This is a genomic window from Segeticoccus rhizosphaerae (assembly GCF_005222685.1).
Taxonomy (GTDB): Bacteria; Actinomycetota; Actinomycetes; order Actinomycetales; family Dermatophilaceae; genus Segeticoccus; species Segeticoccus rhizosphaerae.
This window is the reverse complement of the sequence record NZ_SWMA01000004.1, coordinates 1-21,211: the sequence shown is the minus strand read 5'-3', so window position 1 is coordinate 21,211 and position 21,211 is coordinate 1. Positions and strand designations below refer to the sequence as shown.

Sequence of the window (21,211 nt, the reverse complement as noted above, 5' to 3'; positions counted from 1 at the left end):
CATCAGCTGGGCAGGCCCGGGACGGACAGCGGGTCGAAGCCGTAGGGCAGCTCGAGCCGGTGGGCGTCCATGAGCTCGCGGTCGGCCAGCAGCTCCCGGGTCGCGCCGTCGGCGACGATCCGCCCTTCGTCCATGAGCACCGCCCGCGAGCACAGCTGCAGCGCGTAGGGCAGGTCATGGGTCACCATCAGGACCGTCACGTCCAGACCGGTGAGTATGTCGGCCAGCTCGCGGCGGCTGGCCGGGTCCAGGTTGCTGCTGGGCTCGTCGAGCACCAGCACCTGCGGTCGCATCGCGAGCACCGTTGCCACGGCCACCCGCCGCCGCTGTCCGAACGACAGGTGGTGGGGGGGCCGGTCGACGAACTGCGCCATGCCGACCTGGTCGAGCGCCTCGAGAACCCGGGCGCGCAGCTCGTCACCGCGCAACCCGAGGTTGGCCGGGCCGAAGCCCACGTCGTCGGCGACGGTCGGCATGAAGAGCTGGTCGTCGGGGTCCTGGAAGACCAGGCCCACCCGGCGCCGGACCTCCTGCAGGTTGGCCCGCTCGACGGGCAGCCCACCGATCCGCACCGCGCCACTGCCCGTGCCCCCGGTGACCGCCCCCAGGATGCCGTTGAGGTGCAGCACGAAGGTCGTCTTGCCTGCACCGTTGGGCCCGAGCAGCGCCACCCGCTCGCCCGCCGCGATGGTGAGGTCGACGCCAAACAGCGTCTGCCGGCCGTCGGGGTAGGCGAAGGCGAGCCGCTCGGCCGCGATCGCGGGGGCCGGCTCGGTCGTGGTCTCGGACCTCGCCGGTGCGCTCCTGCCCGGGCTCATCGCGCGCCCAGCCGGAACCGGGCGACGAGGAGCACCGCGAGCGCCGCGACCGGCAGCACGGCGCAGCGGACGACCTGCGCCGCCGACGTGGAGTCCGAGGACAGCGTGGGCATCCGGCCGTCGTAGCCGCGGGCCAGCATGGCGAGGTGGACCCGCTCGCCGCGCTCGTAGCTGCGCACGAACAGCGACCCGGCACCCGCCGCGACGGCCTTGAGGTGGCCGACCCGACCGCCCGAGTATCCCCGGGACTCGCGCGCCACCCGCATCCGTTGCAGGTCGCCGCTGACCACCGAGACGTAGCGGACCATGAAGGACAGGATGGCGACGAGCACCGCTGGCAGCCGGAGCCGTTCGAGGCCGGCGAGCAGATCGCGCGGCGCGGTCGTGGCCGCCAGCACGATCGCCGCGACCACACCGAGGGTGGCCTTGGCGAGCAGCGTGCCACCGCCCAGGAGTCCCTCGCGCGACAGCGACAGGCCGAGCACCTCCACCCGTGGCCCGGTCGCGACGAACGGCATCAGCAGGGCGAAGACCACGAAGGGCAGCTCCACGACCATTCGTCGCCCGGCGAGGCCGAGCGGCACGCGGGCGACCAGGAGCGTGGCGACGAGCAGCACGGCATACGTGCCGAAGGCCCACCACGTGCCCGCCGGCGTCGCGACGGCGACCAGCACGAAGCCGAGCAGGGCGAGGACCTTGCCGTGGGCGGGCAGGCGGTGGACCGGGCTGTCGGCGAGGACCACCAGCCCGTCGGTGGCGGACGCTCTGTTCCGACTCTCACGCGCGGCCACGGTTCAGGCGTCGACGCGCGGGCGCGCCTGCGGGCGGTGCGGCGCGGGGCTCGTGGCGCGCCGGCGGACGAACGACGCGATCAGGTAGAGGACTGCGAGGACCACGCACACCCCGATGATTCCCGCGAGCCCGCCGGCGAGGGCCGAGTTGCCGATGCCGCTGACGCCGTAGTCGGCGAGCGGGCTGCCCGCGACCGCTGACTCGGTCGCGTGGGACGAGATCCCGAGCTGCTCCCCGACGAACTCCAGCCCGTCCGGGTGCGCACTGGCGAAGAAGCTGACCACGCCGGCCACGACGAGGGTGGTCAACAGGCCGATCGCGAGGGGTCGCCGCCCCGGCCGCCCCGGCACCGGGGCGTCCGCCGACACGGTCTCGGTGGGGTTGCCGTCGGCGTCCACCAGGACGAGGACGGGCCGCAGGTGCCGGGCGACGTGGACCAGGTCGGGGCGGGTCGCCACGACCGCGCCCACCACCGCGGCGGTGATCACACCCTCGCCGATCCCGATCAACACGTGCCACCCGACCATCGCGGTGGCGAGCGTGCCCAGCGGGATCGAGACCGCGCCGCCGACCGCGTAGAGCAATGTGAAGACGAGGGCGGCGACCGGCACGGACACGAAGGCGGCGAGGCCGGCGGCGGGTCCGACCAGCGAGGTGCGTTTCGGCAGCATCCGCAGCAGCGCGGTGATGAGCACGAAACCGACCAGGACCGTCGTGAGCCCCATGACCGTCACGTTGGTGCCGAGCGCCGTGAGGCCGCCGTCGGCGAAGAGCAAGCCCTGGACGAGCAGCACGACCGTCATGCAGAGCACACCGGTCCACGGCCCGACGAGGGCCGCCGCGAGCGCACCACCGAGCAGGTGGCCGCTCGTGCCCGCCCCGATGGGGAAGTTGACCATCTGGACCGCGAAGATGAACGCCGCGGTCAGGCCGGCCAGCGCCGGGCCGGACTCGCGGATCTCACGGTTGGCGCGCTGCAGGCTGAGCCCGACCACGCCGAACGCCACCGCTCCGGTGGCGATCGAGGTGGGGACGTCGAGGAATCCGTCGGGCACGTGCATGGCCGCCATCATCGTCTTGTTGCGACTGGTTGGCAACAAGAGCAGGTATGCCGTCACGACACTGCGGTGCGCGCGTCACCCGCCGCACCAGTCGCTGGCGATTCGCGCCGCATGTGACGCCCTCGCCAGCAACTCCTGGGGTCAGACCGTCGCGCCGCCGACGGCGCCGTGCGGCAGTGGCTGTCCGAGCCGACCGGCCTGGTAGTCCTCGAAGGCCTGCATCACCTCGGCCTTGGTGTTCATCACAAACGGACCGGCCCAGGCGACGGGCTCGCGGATGGGCAGCCCGCCGAGCAGGATGACCTCGAGCCCGGAGGAGTGGCGGGCCTCCTGGGTCTGAGCGGCCGAGACGCGCAACGCGCCACCGGCGCCGAGGACGGCCAGCTGGCCGGTGCCGATCGGCGTCTGCTTGGGGCCGATGAACCCGTTGCCGCCCATCACGTAGGCCAGCGCGTTGAAGTCGCGGCGCCAGGGCAGGTCGACCTGCGCACCCGGCGTGAGGGTGGCATGCACCATCGCCATGGGGGTGTGTGTGGAGCCGGGTCCGGTGTGGCCGGCGATGTCCCCCGCGATGATGCGCAGCAAGGCGCCGCCGTCGGGGGAGGAGACGAGGGCGACCTGGTCCGAGCGCAGGTCCTGGTAGCGAGGCGCGGCAAGTTTGCCCGCACGCGGGAGGTTCACCCACAGCTGCAGGCCGTGGAAGAGCCCGCCCGACACGACGAGCTGCTCGGGCGGGGCCTCGATGTGCAGGATGCCGCTGCCGGCGGTCATCCACTGGGTCGCGCCGTCGGTGATCGAGCCACCGCCACCGTGCGAGTCCTGGTGGTCCATGATCCCGTCGATCATGTAGGTCACCGTCTCGAACCCGCGGTGCGGGTGCCAGGGCGTGCCCTTCGGCTCCCCCGGTGCGTACTCGACCTCGCCCATCTCGTCCATGTGGATGAACGGGTCCAGCGCGGCCAGGTCGACACCGGCGAAGGCACGCTTGACGGGGAAGCCCTCACCCTCGAACCCCCCGGGGGCACTGGTGACCGAGATGACAGGGCGCGAGGTGGTCTCGGGCGAGAGCGCCTCGAGGCGGGGTAGGACGGTGAGGTCGGGAACGGTGACAGCCGCCATGGCGAGCTCCTCAAGTAGTTTCGATTTCAACTATCTCTCTCAACCACCCGGCCCGTCAAGCCATTCCCGGGATCCCAGGCAGGCCGCGGCGGCGTGACCGCCCCAGCCGAGCGGCAACCGGCGTGGGCGCTGGGCCGGCTCGTATGGTGTGTCCCATGCGTGCACACCAGGTGACCGATCCGTTGGCCCACCACGCCGAAGGGCCGGTCTGGTGGGAGGCGTGGGGCGGGCTGAAGTACGTCGACATGATGGCCGGGGACGTGCTGACCCTGCACCAGGGCGGCACGGTCGACCGGGTGCACGTCGGCAGGGTCGCGGCCGCGCTGCGCCCCCGCGCCGGGGGCGGCGCGGTCGTCGGCCTCGAACGGGCCCTCGGGCTCGCCGGGCGCGACGACCTGACCGACCTCGCGCCCCTGCCCGAGGTGTGGAGCGATCGCGGGATCCGCTTCAACGACGGTGGCTGCGACCCCGACGGCCGATTCTACTGCGGGTCGATGGCCTACGACCAGGCGCCAGGCGCCGGCTCGATGTTCCGCCTGGCGGCGGACGGCTCAGGGGGCTACGCGACCGAGCAGATGTGGAGCGGGGTCACGGTCTCCAACGGCTTCGCCTTCAGCCCGGACGGCTCGCTCGCCTACTACAACGACACCCCCACCCACCAGGTCAGCGTGATGGACTACGACCGGGAGGGCGGGCTGGGTCCGCGCCGGCCACTCGTGACCGTCGACCTGCCGGACATCTCGGGGCCGGACGGGCTCTGCGTCGATGCGGAGGGCTACGTGTGGACCGCGATCTACGGCGGATCGGTCGTGCACCGCTACTCCCCGGACGGGCGACTCGACGGCGTGGTGGAGCTTCCGGTGCGGCAGGTGACCGCCTGCACCTTCGGCGGACCGGACCTCGACGAGCTCTTCATCACGACCTCGCGTGAGAACCTGCCCGTCGATGAGCAGCCGCAAGCGGGCTCGGTCTTCTCGGTCAAGCCCGGCGTGACGGGCCAGCGCACGATCGCGTTCGCCGGCTGACACCCCGCCCCGCCCCGCCCCATCCGGCGGGTCAGACGTCCGGGCCCTCGGCTCGCCGCTTCTCCACCTCCGACATGGCGTCGCGCAGTCCCGACAGCCACTCGTCCGTGTGCTTGCCGACCAGGCGGACGCACCATGCCAGGGCGTCCGAGCGCGAGCGTGCCACCCCCGCGTCGACCAGGGTGTCGAGGACCTGCCGCTCGCTCTGTCGCAGGCGGGTCATCGACGGCACCGCCAGATGGGTGAACAGACGGCCGGTCTCGCCGATCCGGGCGCCCCAGGACACGGTGCGGCCGTAGCGGTCCTGTGCCTCGTCGGCGATCCTCATCCGCTGGGCTCGGGTGTCCTCGCGCCACCGGGTGATCCGTCCGTCGGCCGCGGACGTCCCGCCCTCGACCCGCGGCAGCTCGCCCACGACCGTGATCTCGTCGCGGTCCACCGTGATCGTCGGCTCGCCGGTGAACCAGTCGTCGGGCAGCCGCCCGGCGAACCAGTCTCCGGCGTCCGACGCATCCGGCAGCCGCCGGCTCTCGCTCTGTCGTCGCATGACCTGCACCTCTCATGATTACTTTGTTACCAAGTAATCATGCGTCGCGTCGTCCCGCACCGCAAGGGGGTTTGACGTGTTGCCGGGCACGGGGTCGCGTCACCTCCGCGGCGCCCACGGCGACGTCACGGCATACAGGTGCTCCGGATCAGGGGCGCTAGGCCATGTCCTCGAGTTGTCGACCCTTGGTCTCCTGGACGAACTTCAGGACGAAGCCCAGGGACAACAGCGCGAAGACGGTGTAGAAGCCGTAGGCGAAGCCGAGCCCGATGTCGGCCATCTTGGGGAAGCTCGTGGAGATGGCGAAGTTGGCGATCCACTGCGCGCCCGCCGCGACGCCGAGTGCGGTCGCGCGGATCCTGTTGTTGAACATCTCGCCGAGGAGCACCCAGACCACCGGGCCCCAGGAGACGCCGAAGAACACGACGAACAGGTTGGCGGCGATGAGTGCCGTCATCCCTCCCCCGCTGCTCAGCACCGGCTCCATGTGTCCGTCGGCGTTCAGCTTGGTCGGTGCGGTCGCGAAGACGATGGCCAGCGTGCCCAGGGTGACGAACATGCCCGAGGAGCCGATCACCAGCAGCAGCTTGCGGCCGATCCGGTCGACCAGGGCGATGGCCACCAGGGTCACGACGATGTTGGTGACCGAGGTGATGACGGTCTGCTTGAGCGCGTCGGCCTCGGTGAACCCGACCTGCTGCCACAGCGCCGAGGAGTAGTAGAAGATCACGTTGATGCCGACGAACTGCTGGAACACCGACAGTGCGATCCCGACCCAGACGATCGGCAGCAGCCCGCTGCCCTTCTTGCGGATGTCGGAGAAGGACGAACGGCGGTCGATCTCGATGGTGCGGCGGATCTCGTCGATGCGGGCTCCGACGCCGGTGCGCATCACCTGGCGCAGCACCGCACGTGCCTTCTCGGTCTGGCCCTTGGCCATCAGGTGGCGCGGCGACTCGGGGATGGTCAGCGCCATCGCGCCGTAGAGGACGGCCGGCACCACGCCCACGAGGAACATCCAGCGCCAGGCGTCCATCCCCCACCACAGCTGCTCGCTCGCGCCCCCAGCGATGTGGGCCCAGAGCGCATCGGACAGGAGCGCGACGAAGATGCCGGTCACGATCGCGAGCTGCTGCAGCGACCCCATCCGCCCGCGCAGCACCGCGGGCGACGTCTCGGCGATGTAGGCGGGCGCGATCACCGAGGCCGCGCCGACGCCGAGTCCACCGATGATCCGCCAGAAGGTCAGGTCCCAGGCGGAGAAGGCGAACGCCGACCCGATGGCGCAGACGAAGAACATCGCGGCGGCGATGACCATGACCTTGATCCGGCCGATCCGGTCGGCGAGCCGCCCGGCGAGGTAGGCACCCACCGCGCAGCCGAGCAGGGCCGACGCCACGACGAACCCCTTCGGCCCGGGCGCGAGATCGAACTCGTCACCGACGGCGTTCACCGCACCGTTGATGACCGCGGTGTCGAAGCCGAAGAGGAAACCACCGAGCGCCGCGACCGCGGCCAGCATCACCACCCGACCCAGGACGTAGTCCTCCTGGACCTCCGCATCCTCAACCGTCATGACCGACCTCCGTGCCCTCGAGCGTGCGGACCCCGAGCGCCGAGCGGCGACGGGCAGTCGTTGTCTACCACGGCCCACCTGCCCCGGTGCGGATGACGATCCGCAGTCTCGCCCACCGGCACGGCCACATCCGGGACGGCGCCGCGGGCGGCATACTCCCCCAGCCTGTGGTCCGTCCCGAGGTGACGATCTTCGGGCTGACCGACGCCCAGCGCCGCTTCGTGCCGACCCACGGCAGGTCGACGACGAACGCGGGATCAGCTGCGGCGCGGGCGGCGGGGATGGCGCACCCGGGCCGCTGCCCGGGCCAGGCGCGTGCGGACGGCTCGAGCCGCGGGGCGGGGCGAGAGTCGCCGGAGCAGGTGGGCCACCAGCCGGTGGACGCGGTGGGCGGGGCGTCGGTGCTCGTCGTGCCCGATCGCCCACACCTGGTAGGCCATCGGCACGAGCAGGGCGAGGCCCAATCCGCGCAGCAGCCAAGACCGCCCGGGGATGGAGGAGCCGATCAGGACACCTGCCCCGAGCGCCGTCAGGCAAATCCCCGCCAACCGGAGACGCAGCCTACGGACCAGACCCCCAACCATCAGAGCGAAGGACTCATCGATGTGCAGCTGCCGCTCGAGGGCGTCCAACTGTCGCTGTTCGTCGTTGGAGAGTGGCAATCCTGCGCCTCCCTTCCACGAAGAGGTGTCCGCTCTGCCGGGGCCGCGCGGGAGAGCAGGTGACTCATGCGTCATACCCATGATCCTCCAGCGCTAACCGAACGGCGGGCCGAGAACTCCGGATTCGGCGTTTGGCCGCACCCCGGCGCGGGTACCGACCAAGGGGACAACCTGGAGGAGGGTGTCATGGCGAACGAGGCCCCCGAGAAGAACGTGATCGCCGTGCTGGTTCAGGACCACGACCGGATCCGGTCGCTGTTCGGGGAGGTCCAGGCAGCGCGGTATGCCGATCGCCGCCAGGAGGTCGCCCACGAGCTCTCCGCCCTGCTGGTCCAGCACTCCACCGCCGAGGAGATGTTCCTCTATCCCGAGGTCCGCGAGTCGATCGCTGACGGGCCCTCGCGGGCAGACCGGGGGCTGCAGGAACACAAGGATCTCGAGCGCCGGCTCAAGAAGTGGGGACGCGGGGGCGACGACGAGGAGTTCATGGCCGCCTTCCACGACGTGCGCGCGGCCGTCCTCCAGCACGTCGAGGAGGAGGAGCAGGAGCTCTTCCCTGCGCTCGAGGCGCAGATTCCGGTGGAACGACTGCACGAGCTCGCGCTCCGGATCGAGCAGAGCGAACGGATCGGTCCGACCCGACCGCACCCGTCGGCGCCCCACCGCCCCCCGGTCAACAAGCTCCTCGCCCCGGGGATGGGCATCGTCGACCACCTGCGCGACCGGCTCGCCGGCCGTCGCGGTCACTGAGCCGCCCAGCCGCGCCAGTCGGCGCGCCGACTCACGCCGGGATCAGGCAGACCTTGCCGGCAGCACCCGCGGCCGCGACGGCATACGCCTCGTCCGCTCGCTCGAGCGGGAAACGGTGGGTGACGATGCGCTCGGGCCGCAGCCGCCAGCGCACGAGGTCCTCGAGCAGCTGCGCCATGTGCCCCAGGGACGTCACCCAGGACCCGTGCACGGCGAGCTGCGGGTGGATCAGCACGGGCGACACGTCGATCTCGAGCCGGCCCCCCTCCCCGACGAACGCGCACCGCCCCCAGGTGCGGGTCGCCGCCAGGGCGGTGGCCCGGCCCGCGGCGCTGCCGGACGCATCGAGGGTCGCCGAGCACCCGCGGCCCCCGGTCAGGTCGAGGACCGCATCGACCGTTCCCTCGTCGGCGGGCAGCGCACGGTCGACCAGCCCGAGGTCGAGGGCGAGCCGGCGTCGCTCGGCTGACGGGTCGGTGCCGATGACCGGGGACGCGCCCATCGCCCGGCCCATCATGGCGGCCGCGAGGCCCACCGGACCCAACCCGGTCACCAACAGCTGGTCGCGGCCGGAGACGTCCAGTCGCAACAACGCCTCGTATGCCGTCCCGAAACCGCAGGAGACCAAGGCACCGTCGACGAGCGAGAGCGCGTCAGGCAAGGGCAGGCAGCTGCGCTCCTCCGCGAGCAGGAACTGCGCGTGTCCGCCGTCGCGTTGCCAGCCGTAGGCGGCTCGGGAGGGATCGGTGCAGCCGATCTCGTAGCCGTGCCGGCACTCGTCGCACCGGCCGCAGCCGACGATGTGGTAGACGGCGACCCGGTCTCCCACGGCGAGCCGACGGACACCCGGCCCGAGCGCAGCCACCTCCCCGGCCGGCTCGTGACCGGCGATGACGCCCTGGTAGGCCTCAGGTCCCCGGCCGAGGTGCTCGCGGTAGATCGAGCGGATGTCACTGCCGCAGATCGAGGAGGCGCCCACGCGCAGCAGCACCTGCCCCTGACCCGGCACCGGCACCGGCACCCGCACGTGGGACACGGTGCTGGCGCCCGGTAGACGGACCGCGTCCATCGTCGTCACGAGGAACTCAAGAGCCCCAGGCCTCGAGGGTCGCCCGCGCGCCGACGGAGTGCAGCGACTCGAGGGCCTTGGTGTAGGTCGCGACGAAGCGGGGTTGGTCGGCCAGGTCGCCGAAGAGGCTGCGTTCCTGCAGGAAGGAGAGCGGCTCCTCCTGCTGTCGGCGGGCTCGCTCCACCAGGCGGTCGCGCAGCCGGTCGACGACCTCGATGGGCCGGCCCTGTTCGTCCACGCCCTCGGCATACCGGGCCCAGGCGGCCACCACGAGCGCCGACCTCTCGATGGGGCCACCGGCCGCCAGCTGGTTGCGGATCACCGGCACCAACCACTTGGGGATCCGGTCCGAGCTCTCGGCACACAGGCGGGCCAGGGTGTCCTGGACCTCCGGGTTGGCGAACCGCTCGATGAGCTGGTGCTCGTAGTGGTCCAGGTCCACCCCCGGCACCGGCTGCAGCGTCGGCTGCCCCTCGTGCCTCATGTAGCCGAGCAGGAAGTCGGTGAACAGCTCGTCCTGGCAGACCTCGTGCACGAAGCGGTAACCGGCGAGGTAGCCGAGGTAGCACAGTGCCTGGTGGCTGGCGTTGAGCAGGCGCAGCTTCATCAACTCGTAGGGCGTGACGTCGTCGACGACCTGCACACCGACGTCCTCGTAGGCGGGGCGGCCCTGCGGAAAGTGGTCTTCGAGAGCCCACTGGGTGAACGGCTCGGTCACGACCGGCCATGCGTCCTCGATGCCGAACTCCTCGGTCACCCGTTGCCGGTCCTCCTCGGTGGTGACAGGGGTGATCCGGTCGACCATGGAGTTGGGGAAGGCGACCTGAGCCTCGATCCAGTCGGCGAGCTCCGGATCCTTCAGCCGCGCGAACGCCGTGATCATCCGGTGCGCCACGTCACCGTTGCCCTCGATGTTGTCGCACGACATCACGGTGAACGCCGGTGTCCCGCTTGCCCGTCGACGTGCCAGGGCCTCGGTGATGAACCCGAAGACCGAGCGGGGGACCGCGTCCGGCTGCAGGTCTGCCTGCAGGGTCGGGTCGTCCGGGTCGAACTCCCCGGTCGACGGGTGGAAGTGGTAGCCGCCCTCGGTGATGGTGAGCGAGACGATCCGGGTGGTCGCCGCCGTGAGGACCGTCAGCACCGACTCGGCGTCGTCCGGCGCGTAGAGGTAGCCGGTGATCGACCCGATGACGCGGGCATCGAGCGAACCGTCCGGGTGCTTGACGACCAGGGTGTAGAGGCCGTCCTGTCCCTGCAGCGCGTCGGCCATCCGTCGATCGCCGGGGAGGGTGCCGACACCGCAGATGCCCCAGTCGGTGGCCTCTCCCCGCTCGAGCAGCCGGTCGAGGTACATCGCCTGGTGTGCGCGATGGAATCCTCCGACCCCGAAGTGGACGATCCCGGTGGTCACCTGGCTCCGGTCGTATGCCGGGACCGCCACCTTGCTGCCGAGCGTCGCCAGCGCCTCTGTGCCCAGTCGCGTCACCGTCGTGCCCCCGTCCTACTTGACCGCGCCGAGTGAGAGCCCCTGCACCAGCTTGTCCTGGGCGCCGAACCCCGCGGCCAGCACAGGGAGGGAGACCACGATCGAGGCGGCACACACCTTGGCGAGGAAGAGGCCCTGGCTGGTGACGAAGCCGGTGAGGAAGACCGGTGCCGTCTCTGCCCGGGTGCCGGTGAGCACGCGGGCGAACAGCAGCTCGTTCCAACTGAAGATGAAGCAGATCAAGGCAGCGGCGGCGAGTCCCGGAGTGATGACCGGAGCAACGACCGATCGCAGCGTTCGAGCCAGTCCGGCGCCGTCGATCTGGGCCGCCTCGAGCATCTCGATCGGGACCTCGATCAAGAAGGATCGCAGCATCCAGACGGCGATCGGCAGGTTCATCGTGGTGTAGACGATGATCAGCAGCCAGATGTTGTCGAGGAAGGAGACGCTCTGGGCGAACAGGTAGATGGGCAGCAGCGCGGCCACCATCGGGAGCATCTTGGTCGAGAGGAAGAAGAACATCACGTCGCTCCACCTCTTCACGGGGCGAATCGAGAGCGCGTAGGCGGCCGGGAAGGCCAGCAGCAGCACGATGATCGTCGAGATGACGCTGGCGGTGAGCGAGTTCAGCAGCGGAGGCCAGGGTCCCGAGCTGAAGAACTCGCGATATCCCTGCAGGGTGAGTGGTGCGGCGATCGACGGCGGGTTGGTCGCGGCGTTCTCCTCGCTGTGGAAGGAGGTCAGCAGCATCCACAGGATCGGCAGCACGAAGAGGATGCCCACGATCCACGCGATGATGCCGAAGAACGCGCGGCTGCGCCGTCCGCCCAGACCGGGTGGCCCCTCCTGGCGCAGCCCGGTCGACCCTTGGCGTGACCTGGCCGGTTGCTTGGCGGTGACGGTCATCGCGGTTCCTCTTTCAACAGCGTCGACACGGTGCGCAGGGCGAATGTGGCGATCAGGATGGTGCCGACGACGACGATGACGCCCTCGGCGGAGGCCCGGCCGTAGTCGTGTGCCAGGTAGAAGTTCTGGTAGATGTCGTAGGGGAGGTTTGCCGTGCCCAGGCCACCGGAGGTGATGGTGAAGACGTGGTCGAAGTTCTGCACGATGTAGACCGCGCCGAGGAGGACGCTCAGCTCGAGGTAGCGACGCAGGTGCGGCAGGGTCATCATCCGGAAGATCTGCCAGGCGCTGGCCCCGTCGATGCGGGCCGCCTCGACGACGTCCAACGGGCGGCTCTGCAGACCGGCCAGGATGATCAGCATCATGAACGGTGTCCACTGCCAGATCAGGGCGGCGATGATCGCACCCAGTGGGAACGAGCTGATCCAGTCCGGTTGTGGAGCGTTGTCCCCGAACAGCCAGGTGAGCACACCGTTCAACAGGCCATAGTCAGGGTTGTAGAGGGCGTGCTTCCAGACCAGCGCGGCAGCCACCGGGACGATGAGGAAGGGCGCGATCATGAACGTGCGCACCACTCCTCGCCCGAGGAACTTACGGTCCAGCAGCAGCGCGATCAACAGGCCCAACACGAGACTGATGAGGACGACCGCCACCGTGAGCAGGATGGTGACGAGGATCGCTTGACGGGTCGTCACGTCGGTCAGCACCCGGCGGTAGTTCTCGATCCCACCGAAACCCCGGTCCTCGGGGTAGTAGGCGTTCCAGTTCATGAAGGAGATCACCAGGGTTGCCACCATGGGTAGCTGGGTGACGATGATCATGAACACCAGCGCGGGCATCAGTGGCGCCCGACGGGCCCAACCTCCGGCCCGTCGCTTCAGGGACCGGTCTGCGCGCGAAGGTGGCTTGTCACGGCGATCTGCCGAAGCGCTCGGGGCGGCAACACTCATGGGCTACTTCTCCTCCCGAGTTCGATACGTCTCGGCGACGTCGTCCGCGAGTGCCTGTCCACGGCGCAACGCCTCCGACACCGACATCTGCCCGGCAATGGCAGAGCTGACGTACTGAGAGACCTGAGTGCCCAACGCCGGGAACTCGGGGATGTCCACGAACTGGATGCCGGGCGCCGGCCGTGGCTGAACGCCGGGATCGTTCGGGCGTGCGCCCCTGATCGCCTTCACGGTCGGGTTGGCGAAGGCACTGGCGACCTTGAGGTAGTTCTTGTTCTTGTAGGTGGACTCACGCTTGCCGGCAGGCACCGAGGACCACCCGACCTCCTTGCCGACCAGCCGTTCATATTCCTTGCTCGACGCCCACGAGATAAACTTCCAGGAGGCATCCTTGTGGGTGCTCGCCTCCTGGATCGCCCACGCCCAGGAGTAGAGCCACCCGGAGCTCTTGGTCTTCACGACCGGGGCCGGCGCGTAGCCGATCTTGCCCCGCACCGGTGAGGTCTTGGCCTCCAGCGAGCCAGCGGCGGAGGTGGCGTCGTACCACATGGCCACGTGGCCCTGGATGAGGTCGTTGAGGCACTCGGTGAATCCTGCCTGCGCCGCGCCGCGCTCACCGTGCTTGCGCACCAGGTCCACGTAGAACTTCGTCGCCTTGGTGAATCCCGGTCCGTCGACCTTGGCCTGCCAGTCCTTGCTGAACCACGTCCCACCAAAGGTGTTCACCACGGTGGTCAACGGGGCGAAGATCTGTCCCCACCCCGGTTGCCCCCGCAGACAGATACCGGCCATGCCGGGCTTCGCCTTGTCGACCTTGGCGGCGATGTCTGCGACCTGCTGCCAGGTCGGATGCGCCGGCATCGTGACGCCCTTGGACTTGAGGATGTCCTTGCGGTACATCAGGAACGACGACTCGCCGTAGAACGGCTCACCGTAGACCTTTCCGTCCGCGCTGAGAGCCTGCCGCAGAGCCGGGAAGATGTCCTTTTGGTCGAACGCCTTGTCCTTCGCCAGATAGCCGTCCATCGGGGCCATCCACCCGGCCTTGGCGTAGATGGGGATCTCGAAGTTGCTCAGTGTCGCCACGTCATACAGGCCCGCCTGGCTGGAGAACTCCTGGCTGATCTTGTCGCGGACGTCGTTCTCCGGCAGCACGGTGAAGTTGACCTGGATTCCGGTCTTCTTCGTGAAGTACTTCGGCGTCAGCTTCTGCAGGTCGATCATCTGCGGGTTGTTGACCATGAGCACATTGATGCTGCCCTGCCCTCCCGCACTCGCTCCGCCACCCCACCCGGCGCAGGCGCTCAGGCCGGCGACGCATCCCACGGCAGTCGCGATGACCAAGGCAGTCCGCAAGCGTCCTCGCACGGTGCACTCCTCGATCGCGTGGCCCTTGCCCTGATGAGCACCGGCCTGCTCATCAGCAGTGAACCGATCCGGGGCAAGGGGTGTCAAGAGGTGTGCAACAATTAGCGTTCGGCCGCTCATATGGGCGCAAACCCGGGAACCCGGCCGACGGCGACTCCGAGGAGGACCTGCCGTGGCAGCACGCACCAGAGCACCTGCGGAGCTCGTCCTGATGGCCACGGCCGCGCGCCGGCACTTCATCGACGGACGCTCCAAGATCGAGATCGCCGAGGAGCTGGGCGTCAGTCGGTTCAAGGTGGCGCGGCTGCTCGAGACGGCGCGCGCCACCGGCGTCGTCCGCATCGAGATCTCGGTCCAGGACGACATCGACGTCGACCTGTCGGACCGGCTGCGCGACCGGTTCGGGCTGACCCATGCGATCGTCGTCGACACCGTGGAGGAGGACCCGGCCGTGCTCAGGCGCCGCCTCGGGCAGGTGGCCGCGGAACTCGCGACCGAGATCGTCACGGAGGCCGACGTCCTCGGCCTGTCCTGGGCGCGCTCGGTGCACGCCATGACGAGGGAGTTGAGCCGCCTGCCCCATGTGCCCGCCGTTCAGCTGACGGGAACCCTGTCCCGCGCCGACATGGACGAGAGCCCGGTGGATCTGGTCCGAGACGTCGCCCGCATCGCCCGCGGACCGGCATACGTCTTCTATGCACCGATGGTCATGCCGGACGCCGCGAGCGCCCGGGCCCTGCTCCGACAGCGCGAGCTGGTCACGACCTTCGCCCAGTTCTCCTCTGTCACGAAGGCTTTCGTCGGGATCGGCCACTGGTCCGCAGGCGCATCGACCCTCTACGAAGCGATGACGGACAAGGAGCGCGGCCAACTCGCCCGCAGGGGCGTGGTCGGCGAGATCTCCGGAATCTTCATCACCGCCAAGGGCAAAGCGGTGCACGGCCCGATCAGCAAGCGCATCGTCGCCATCGACGACACGAGCATGCGGTCGATCCCCGAGGTGGTCGCGATCCCCTACGGGCTGGCCAAGGAGCCTGCGGTGCGGGCGGCACTCCTCAGCGGGCTGGTCGACAGTGTGGTCACCGACTCTTCGCTGGCGCGGGCCCTCCTCGACTCTTGAGGTGTCGGCTCTCGGTTGCCTGCCGGTGGCGCCTGCGCCGGAGAGTCAGTCGGCGACCGACGCCGGCTCCCGGCTGGTCGCGAAACTGCCGTAGCGATCCATCCGCTGCCACCGCAACCGGACGCCCGCAAGCGCCGTCACCACCGACTGGATGACCACGAGGTACATCAGCTGTCGGTAGACGAACTGCTGCAGCGGCATGCTCCACAGCGCTCCGGCCCGCTCGCGATCCAGCCGGAACGCGATCCATCCCATGAACATCTGGACCGACAGGAACGCCAGCCAGACGCTCATGATCCGGGAGGGGTCGAGGAAGACGAGCCCGTAGAGCGCGAACACGTCGACGACCGGGGCGAACAGGGGCAGCAACACCTGGAACAGCAGCAGGTAACCCAGACCGCGCCGGCCGAACCGCCCGCCGGCACCGCGCTGGAACACCGTGCCGCGGTGCCGCCACATGGCCTGGAGGGTGCCGTAGCACCAGCGGTAGCGCTGGCGCCACAGGGCACCGAGGGTGGCCGGCGCCTCCGTCCAGGCCCGGGCCTGCTCCTCATAGACCACCCGCCACCCGTCGCTCGCCAGCGACATGGTGAGGTCGGTGTCCTCCGCCAGGGTGAGCCGGCCCACGCCGCCCACGCGGTCGAGCGCGGACCGGCGAAACGCGCCGACTGCCCCGGGCACCGTGGGCATGCACCGTGCGAGGTCGAACAGCCGCCGATCGAGGTTGAATCCGACGACGTACTCGATGTGCTGCCACAGCCCGAGCAGCCCATCGCGGTTGGCCACCTTGGCGTTGCCCGAGACCGCGCCGACGAGCGGATCGCTGAACGGCTGGACCAGCATGCGGACCGTCTCCGGCTCCACCACCGTGTCACCGTCGACCATCACCACGTAGTCGTAGCGCGCCAGCGAGATGCCGGTGTTGAGGGCAGCAGCCTTGCCGCGATTGGGCGTGCTGACCAGGACCATCTCGGGCAGGTCCAGCGACTCCACCACCTGGGCGGTGTCATCGCTCGAACCGTCGTCGACCACGATCACCTCGACCGGGTGGTCGGAGTCGAGCAGAGAGCGGACCGTCGCCTCGATGCCGAGTTCCTCGTTGTATGCCGGGACCACCACCGACACGGGGCCGGTCATCTCGGGGCCCCAGCCGCGCTTGCGCACCCGACGGTGGCGACGAGCGGCGACGACGAGGATGACGGCACGGAGCACGGTCAGGAAGGCAGCGGCATACAGCAGGAAGGTCAACGCAAGGAGCACGACGTGACTCGCCTTCAGGGCCACGATCAACGCCGTGCCGGCGGCCTTGTCGCTCCACGTGCCCGGGCGCATGGGATCGCCCGTCCCGACCGCGTCACTGACCGTCGTCACCCGCCAACCCTTGTCCTGCAGGACGGGGATCAGCCGGTCGAGCGCGGCGACGGTGTCGGCCCGCGACCCACCGCCGTCGTGCATCAGCAGCACCTGGCCCTGCGAACCGTGGGGGGTGCTGTGCCGGAGGATCTGCTGGATGTCACCCCGTTGCCAGTCCTGACTGTCACGGGTCGTGAGCACGGTCAGGTAGCCGTGCTCCCCGGCTTGTCGCACCACGTTCCACGCGGCGTCGTCGAGCGCGTTGTTCTCCGACGAGAAGGGCGGACGGAACAGCGAGGTGCTCTGGCCGGTGGCCCCGACGATGGCGAGCTGGCTCTCCCGCACCTCCATCCGCCGCTGCCAGTCAGGCACTGCGGCCAGGTCCGCGTGGGTGAAGCTGTGCACGCCGATCTCGTGGCCGTCGGCCACGATCTCCCGCGCCACCTCGGGGTGCGCGGCGACCTCGTTGCCGAGCAGGAAGAACGTGGCCTTCACATGGTGACGATCGAGGACCTGGAGGATCTTGGGGGTCCACTTCGGGTCGGGCCCGTCGTCGAAGGTCAGCGCGATCGTCTTGGGACGCGGCTCGGCGGTGCGGTGGCCAGGACCGGCCCCGCCGTTGATGATCGGCCCGCCGTGGCTGACCTCGCGGGGCACCATGGCACTGGCACCGGGAGGGGGACCGGTGTAGTCGCTGTTGCCGTAGAGGTGATGGGTGTAGCCCTCCACACCGAGCGCCAGCGCGAGCGCAGACAGCACCACGGCCAGCACGACCCAGTGCGCGCGCGGTGGGGTGCTTGCCGTGGTGTCTCGAGGTTTCCGGAGCAACGGCACCGGTCAGGGCCGTCCCGTCGGGACCTCGTGCGCGGGAGAGCCCGACGGCTCCGGCGTGCGGGTCTGGCCGGGGGCGCTGTCGCTGTTACCGCGCGACGCCCCGGGCACGTCACTCGGCGGACCCGGCACGGTGCTCGCCGGTGTCGGCGCGGAGGTCGGTGCCACCGCAGGAGACGAGGGACTTGCCGTGGTGCTGGCGGGGCTCGGGACGTCGACGAAGCTGGTGGCAGGAGCCGCCGCCGGCAGACTGCCGTCGGTGGTCTCGGCCTCATCCCTCACCTGTCGGCCCGCGTGCTGCACGATGACCGGCCGGGCAGTGGCACCGGCCAGGTCGGCTACCCGGACCGAGCCCGCGTGGTCGTCACCGCGCGACTCGGGCCTGTCGTGGTCCCGGATACCGATCGCTGCGGCGGCCTCCGCCGGGAGGTGCGCTGCCTGCGCCTCGCGCTGCTGGGAGGGGAGGGACAGCCGATCCACGGGAGGGCCGTCGAGCACGGAGAAGCCGAGGGTGGCCGCGAAAGCGAGGGCGGGCAGCGTCGCCAGCACTCCCAGGCCAGCGACCCGGCGATGGCGCTGTCCGGTCTGGTCGACGAACACGGGGCCCGCATGCCGACTGTGGGCGACAGGCCTCCCGGGACGAGAGGGCTCGAGCGGTTGAGGACACATCGTCGCGAGAACATACCGGACAGAGCGGGCGATTTCAGCCCCACCCACGCGTCGGGCCGTGAGCGTTCGCGTGTCCGAGCACGGCCGCCAGCACGGCGGTGACGTTGCTCACGTATCCCGTCGACGGCGGTGGCTCCTGCCACCGTGAAGCTCAGGAAGACTCGGCGATCCGCTTGATCGCCGCGAGCGTCCGGGGGATCCCGTCCTGCGCCTGCCGGGTGCGGTCCTCGATCTCGGTGGCCGCCCGGTCGCCGTACTTCTCGCCGAACATGGTGATCCCGTCCGGCAGGAAGTCCCAGCGCTCGGTCAGCCGTGTCGCCGCGCCGTCGGGCGCGAACGTGAAGCCCCACCGGGCGTACCTGCCGCCCACCAGCCAGGCGAACTCCCGCGCCCGGTCTGCGACCTCGATCCGCGATCGTGTCTCCCAGGTGCGGTCGGGCAGCTCGTTGTGGCCGGTGAACCACGCGCCGACCTGGCCCGCCTGGTCCGGGTCGTCCCACCAGCACGCCGTACAGACCGGGCTCCACTCGCCCGTGCGGGTGATGTCGCTGACCAGGTCGTAGAGCGCCTCCGGGGTGGCCTCGACGACGATCGACTGTTCGTGGGTGCGCACGGGGGTCTGGGTCATCGATCGCTCATTTCTGTTGTCGACGGCTGCCGGCGTGCCAGTCCTCTTGCTGACCGATGGCGTCGGCCGGCACCCCGAACCCCACCAGTTGCGGCCGCTCTCGAAGGCTGCGCTTCAGCTCGCTGAAGCCGGGGAACCGAGCCAGGGCCACCACGTGGTCCCACAGCTCGCCGGCTGTGCCCTGGTCGGGGAGCCGGCTGATCACCGGGCCGAAGAACGCGACCCCGTCCGGGGGCTCGAAGTGGATGATCGGCGTGCCGACATCCTTGCCGGTCAGCATGAGCGCTTCCTCACCGTCGGCGCGGATCTCCGCGTCCCAGGACTCATCGTCCAGGGCGTCGGCCAGACCGAGGGGCAGACCCGCGTCACGCAGGATCGGTTCGACGAACTCCCGGGTGCCGCGGCGCTCCCGGTGCTCCTGGTCGTCGACCAGGTCACCGGCCGGGGGCGTGTCGAAGATGTGCGCCCCGAAGGCGGCCTGCAGTGGGTCGAGCGCCTGCGGGCCGTGTTCGGCGCGCGCACGCGCGGCCACCCGCAGCAGCCGGAGGCCGGCGGTGTGCCCGGCTTCGTACTCCGGCGGGAAGTGCGCGTCGTAGTCGATGTGGGAGTTGATCAGACGCAGCGAGATGAACCGCCACTCCACGGCGAGATCGCGCTCGGTCTGCACCATCCGGATCCACTTGCTGGTCAGCCAGCAGAACGGGCACACCGGGTCGAAGTAGAAGCGGATGTCAGCGGAACTCATGAGCCAACCGTAGTCCGCGTGACGAACCGTTTATCCGCCCGCCCGTCAGGCCGCGACGCCACCCAGCTGGGCCCCGAGGTCCACGAGAGAGGTGGCCTCGATGTCGGGGGCCGCGAAATACGCTGGGTAGCGGGCATCCGTGCGGTTGATCCACGCCGTGGCGAGGCCGGCCTTGTGGGCACCGTCGATGTCCCACGGATGCACGGCGACGAGCATCGCATCGGACGCCTCACAGCCACACGCCTCCAAGGCGAAGGAGTAGGCAGCCTCGGCCGGCTTCCACAAGGGCGCCTGTTCCACGGACAGCAGGCGGTCGAAGTAGCCGCCGAGGTCGTTGCGGTCGAACAGTCCTTGAGCAACGGCTGTGGATCCGTTGCTGAGCGTCACGAGGCTGATGCCCAGACTGTGCAGGTTATGGACGCCCTCGACGACGTCAGGATGCACCGGAAGCTTGGAGAACTCAGACATGATGCGCTCGACGGCAGCGTCGACGTCGCCGACCTGGCCAGCGAGACGGCCGCGCAGTGCTTCGGCGCCCAGCTCTGCGAAGGAGGGGTTGGCGCCGGTGGCAGTGAGAGCAAATCCGTCCCGGAGCAATGAGGCGAACCACGTCGCTGCCAGATGCGGTGGAGCGCCCACTTCGGTGAAGCGCTGCGCAAGAGGCGACAGATCGGAGAGGGTCTCGTTGACGTCGAACAGCAGGACCCGTGGCTGCTGGCGCCCGTCCGCCTGGTCGTGCTCGTCGTGCCCTTGGGAGTCGGTATGTGCTGTGATGGCGAGCTCCTGTCCGGTCCGCTGTCCACCCTGAACGACGTGGCGATCGAGTCCTACCAGCAGGCTAGCCCAGCACTCGGGACGAGAACCATGAAAGCATCCCGCGCCTGCGATGGACGACGTGCAGCGAATCGATGCGCTGCGCTCACGCCGTTGCCGTGTCCAGCTTCGTGCGCTGTCGCAGGATGGTGAGGAGGATGTGTTGGAGCTCGTCGACGGCGAGTGGGACCGCTGTGCTGCGGCGCACGAAGGAGGTGCGACGCACAGCGAGGTCTTGCACCGCGGGGCGCAGCTCGACAGCGAAACGGGTGTCGACGGCACTTGGGGTGGTCAGGGTGCAGCCGAGTCCTTCTGCGACCAGGCCGTGGATCATGTTGAGGTCGTCGGTGCGCATGAGCACCTTCGGCTCGAAACCGAGTGATCGACAGGTGCGGCGCAGGACGCGGTCCGACGTCTCGGCCTGGTCTCGGCTGCAGATCCAGTCGGCCTCAGCGAGAGCGGCCATGTCGACCTCGCGCTCGGCCGCGTGGGGACTGTCATGGGCGAGGAGTATCCGGTAGGTCTCCTCGAGCAGGACGGTGGAGTCCAGCTCGGGTGAGGCGAAGGCAGGCTCGTCGGCGGAGTCATAGATCAGGCCCGCGTGGATGTTGCCGGCCTGCAGCAACTCGACGATGTCGGTCGGCTCGGCCTCGACCACCTCCACCTGCACCTGCATCCGGTCGCGCAACTGTCGGATGGCCCGGGGCAGCAGCTGGGATCCGATGGAGGCGAACGTGCCGACGCGGATCGTGGTCAGGCCGAGGTCGCGTTGGGTGCTCACCAGCCGTTCCGCCTGCTCGAGGCGATTGAGGATGTCTTCGGCCTCGTCGACGAGCACGGCCCCAAGAGGTGTAAAGCGATGGGGACTGCCGTCCGCGTGCCGAGGGATGAGAATGGGGCTGCCGCTCGGCGACGTCGCG

At 69.8% G+C, this 21,211-nt stretch carries 21 protein-coding genes; 3 read left to right on the top strand and 18 right to left on the bottom strand.

The window, feature by feature from the left end:
• Window positions 1-2: 2 nt before the first annotated feature.
• The 4 genes from FCN22_RS04270 to FCN22_RS04255 all read right to left on the bottom strand — a co-directional run bounded on the left by FCN22_RS04270 (window position 3) and on the right by FCN22_RS04255 (window position 3,790).
• Window positions 3-818, bottom strand: coding sequence for an energy-coupling factor ABC transporter ATP-binding protein (locus tag FCN22_RS04270; protein ID WP_137120311.1), 816 nt, complete (start codon window positions 816-818; stop codon window positions 3-5).
• Window positions 815-1,561, bottom strand: a complete 747-nt coding sequence (gene cbiQ, locus FCN22_RS04265) for a cobalt ECF transporter T component CbiQ (protein ID WP_238384510.1) — start codon at window positions 1,559-1,561, stop codon at window positions 815-817. Before cbiQ ends, FCN22_RS04270 begins: the two co-directional genes overlap by 4 nt.
• A gap of 51 nt (window positions 1,562-1,612) precedes the next feature.
• On the bottom strand, window positions 1,613-2,728 hold the full coding sequence (locus FCN22_RS22080; protein ID WP_238384509.1) for an energy-coupling factor ABC transporter permease: 1,116 nt from the start codon (window positions 2,726-2,728) through the stop codon (window positions 1,613-1,615).
• An 84-nt stretch (window positions 2,729-2,812) separates the two neighbouring features.
• Window positions 2,813-3,790, bottom strand: coding sequence for a pirin family protein (locus FCN22_RS04255; RefSeq protein ID WP_137120310.1), 978 nt, complete (start codon window positions 3,788-3,790; stop codon window positions 2,813-2,815).
• A 155-nt stretch (window positions 3,791-3,945) separates the two neighbouring features.
• Here FCN22_RS04255 and FCN22_RS04250 point away from each other — a divergent pair, with 155 nt between their 5' ends.
• Window positions 3,946-4,815, top strand: coding sequence for an SMP-30/gluconolactonase/LRE family protein (locus tag FCN22_RS04250; protein WP_137120309.1), 870 nt, complete (start codon window positions 3,946-3,948; stop codon window positions 4,813-4,815).
• Between the two features lie 31 nt (window positions 4,816-4,846).
• On the opposite strand, the gene abmR is transcribed toward FCN22_RS04250, so the two are convergent.
• From abmR to FCN22_RS04235, 3 genes are all read right to left on the bottom strand, one after another.
• Window positions 4,847-5,362, bottom strand: coding sequence for an ATP-binding transcription factor AbmR (gene abmR, locus FCN22_RS04245; protein WP_137120308.1), 516 nt, complete (start codon window positions 5,360-5,362; stop codon window positions 4,847-4,849).
• 157 nt (window positions 5,363-5,519) lie between these two features.
• Window positions 5,520-6,938: a sugar porter family MFS transporter gene (locus FCN22_RS04240; protein ID WP_137120307.1), complete on the bottom strand. Its 1,419-nt coding sequence runs from the start codon at window positions 6,936-6,938 to the stop codon at window positions 5,520-5,522.
• Between the two features lie 257 nt (window positions 6,939-7,195).
• Window positions 7,196-7,600: a DUF3040 domain-containing protein gene (locus FCN22_RS04235; RefSeq protein WP_162308132.1), complete on the bottom strand. Its 405-nt coding sequence runs from the start codon at window positions 7,598-7,600 to the stop codon at window positions 7,196-7,198.
• A gap of 186 nt (window positions 7,601-7,786) precedes the next feature.
• Between FCN22_RS04235 and FCN22_RS04230 the strand changes: the two genes are divergently transcribed.
• On the top strand, window positions 7,787-8,350 hold the full coding sequence (locus FCN22_RS04230; RefSeq protein ID WP_162308131.1) for a hemerythrin domain-containing protein: 564 nt from the start codon (window positions 7,787-7,789) through the stop codon (window positions 8,348-8,350).
• 31 nt (window positions 8,351-8,381) lie between these two features.
• Here FCN22_RS04230 and FCN22_RS04225 read toward each other — a convergent pair whose 3' ends face one another.
• The 5 genes from FCN22_RS04225 to FCN22_RS04205 are packed head-to-tail and all read right to left on the bottom strand — an operon-like array spanning window position 8,382 to window position 14,132.
• Window positions 8,382-9,419 (bottom strand): zinc-dependent alcohol dehydrogenase family protein, encoded by a 1,038-nt coding sequence (locus FCN22_RS04225; protein WP_137120491.1) that lies wholly within the window; start codon window positions 9,417-9,419, stop codon window positions 8,382-8,384.
• Between the two features lie 16 nt (window positions 9,420-9,435).
• Window positions 9,436-10,908, bottom strand: coding sequence for a mannitol dehydrogenase family protein (locus FCN22_RS04220; protein ID WP_137120304.1), 1,473 nt, complete (start codon window positions 10,906-10,908; stop codon window positions 9,436-9,438).
• A gap of 15 nt (window positions 10,909-10,923) precedes the next feature.
• On the bottom strand, window positions 10,924-11,814 hold the full coding sequence (locus tag FCN22_RS04215; RefSeq protein WP_137120303.1) for a carbohydrate ABC transporter permease: 891 nt from the start codon (window positions 11,812-11,814) through the stop codon (window positions 10,924-10,926).
• Window positions 11,811-12,764, bottom strand: a complete 954-nt coding sequence (locus tag FCN22_RS04210) for a carbohydrate ABC transporter permease (RefSeq protein WP_137120302.1) — start codon at window positions 12,762-12,764, stop codon at window positions 11,811-11,813. The genes FCN22_RS04215 and FCN22_RS04210 overlap by 4 nt, the downstream gene beginning before the upstream one ends.
• Window positions 12,765-12,767: 3 nt before the next feature.
• Window positions 12,768-14,132 carry an ABC transporter substrate-binding protein gene (locus FCN22_RS04205; protein WP_238384508.1) on the bottom strand — a complete coding sequence of 455 codons (1,365 nt, stop codon included), beginning with the start codon at window positions 14,130-14,132 and terminating at the stop codon, window positions 12,768-12,770.
• A gap of 172 nt (window positions 14,133-14,304) precedes the next feature.
• On the opposite strand from FCN22_RS04205, the gene FCN22_RS04200 reads away from it, so the two are divergent.
• Window positions 14,305-15,252 carry a sugar-binding transcriptional regulator gene (locus FCN22_RS04200; RefSeq protein ID WP_137120300.1) on the top strand — a complete coding sequence of 316 codons (948 nt, stop codon included), beginning with the start codon at window positions 14,305-14,307 and terminating at the stop codon, window positions 15,250-15,252.
• A gap of 45 nt (window positions 15,253-15,297) precedes the next feature.
• Here the strand turns inward: FCN22_RS04200 and FCN22_RS04195 are convergent, their stop codons facing one another.
• The 6 genes from FCN22_RS04195 to FCN22_RS04170 all read right to left on the bottom strand — a co-directional run.
• The gene (locus FCN22_RS04195; RefSeq protein ID WP_202911391.1) at window positions 15,298-17,439 is read right to left on the bottom strand and encodes a bifunctional polysaccharide deacetylase/glycosyltransferase family 2 protein; all 2,142 of its coding nucleotides are present in this window, start codon (window positions 17,437-17,439) and stop codon (window positions 15,298-15,300) included.
• 3 nt (window positions 17,440-17,442) lie between these two features.
• Window positions 17,443-18,036: a hypothetical protein gene (locus FCN22_RS04190; protein WP_137120299.1), complete on the bottom strand. Its 594-nt coding sequence runs from the start codon at window positions 18,034-18,036 to the stop codon at window positions 17,443-17,445.
• Between the two features lie 220 nt (window positions 18,037-18,256).
• Window positions 18,257-18,733 (bottom strand): SRPBCC family protein, encoded by a 477-nt coding sequence (locus FCN22_RS04185; protein ID WP_137120298.1) that lies wholly within the window; start codon window positions 18,731-18,733, stop codon window positions 18,257-18,259.
• A 7-nt stretch (window positions 18,734-18,740) separates the two neighbouring features.
• Window positions 18,741-19,478, bottom strand: a complete 738-nt coding sequence (locus tag FCN22_RS04180; RefSeq protein WP_137120297.1) for a DsbA family protein — start codon at window positions 19,476-19,478, stop codon at window positions 18,741-18,743.
• 45 nt (window positions 19,479-19,523) lie between these two features.
• A complete protein-coding gene (locus FCN22_RS04175; RefSeq protein ID WP_274381540.1) occupies window positions 19,524-20,177 on the bottom strand; it encodes a haloacid dehalogenase type II in 654 nt (217 codons plus the stop codon).
• Window positions 20,178-20,397: 220 nt separating this feature from the next.
• Window positions 20,398-21,211: LysR substrate-binding domain-containing protein (locus tag FCN22_RS04170; protein ID WP_137120296.1), on the bottom strand; the 814-nt coding region annotated here is incomplete at its 5' end.